Genomic DNA, 518 nt, shown 5'->3' with positions numbered 1-518 from the left:
GGGCGGGCATCGGGCCCGCAGGGCCCTGCGGGTGCTGACCTGGGTGGTGCGCGGCCGGTGACCAGCCGGCGGCCGGTCCGTGCCCCGGCTGGTGGGGCGGCGGCAGCGGAGAACCCACTGCGTGCTGCATCCGGTGCCACTCCGTCTCGTACAGGCAATGGGTCACTGACAGCGGGGGCCGTCCCCGCGTTACCGAACAGTACCGCCCCCTGCCGTCGGTCGGTGAACGGCCGGGGGCGGTGATGAGTGCCCGTCAGGCGGCCGCTACTGCCCGACCTCGCCGTAGGCGGCGAGCAGAACGGCCGGGTCGGGGCCCTCCAGCACGGTGGGCTTGGCGAGCCCGTCGAGGACGACGAAGCGCAGCAGGTTGCCGCGGGACTTCTTGTCGACCTTCATGTTCTCCACCAGCTTGGGCCACTGGTCGTAGCGGTAGTGCAGCGGGAGCCCGACGGCCTCGAGGACGGTGCGGTGGCGGTCGGCGGTGGCGTCGTCCAGGCGGCCGGCCAGCCGGCCCAGTT

At 73.6% G+C, this 518-nt stretch carries 1 protein-coding gene and 1 pseudogene; both read right to left on the bottom strand.

Translation table 11 applies throughout. The annotated features are described in order from the left end of the window. The coding region (locus CCN29_RS36765; protein ID WP_442538699.1) for a Pro-rich N-terminal domain-containing protein at positions 1 to 130 on the bottom strand (130 nt) is incomplete at its 3' end. Positions 131 to 264: 134 nt separating this feature from the next. Continuing rightward, positions 265 to 518 (bottom strand): annotated as a pseudogene (locus CCN29_RS36760) (3-dehydroquinate synthase); the annotation flags it as partial.

Source organism: Streptomyces pseudogriseolus, from assembly GCA_002154585.1.
Lineage (GTDB): Bacteria > Actinomycetota > Actinomycetes > Streptomycetales > Streptomycetaceae > Streptomyces > Streptomyces pseudogriseolus.
The sequence above is the reverse complement of the archived record's forward strand: the minus strand, read 5'-3'. Positions and strand labels throughout refer to the sequence as shown.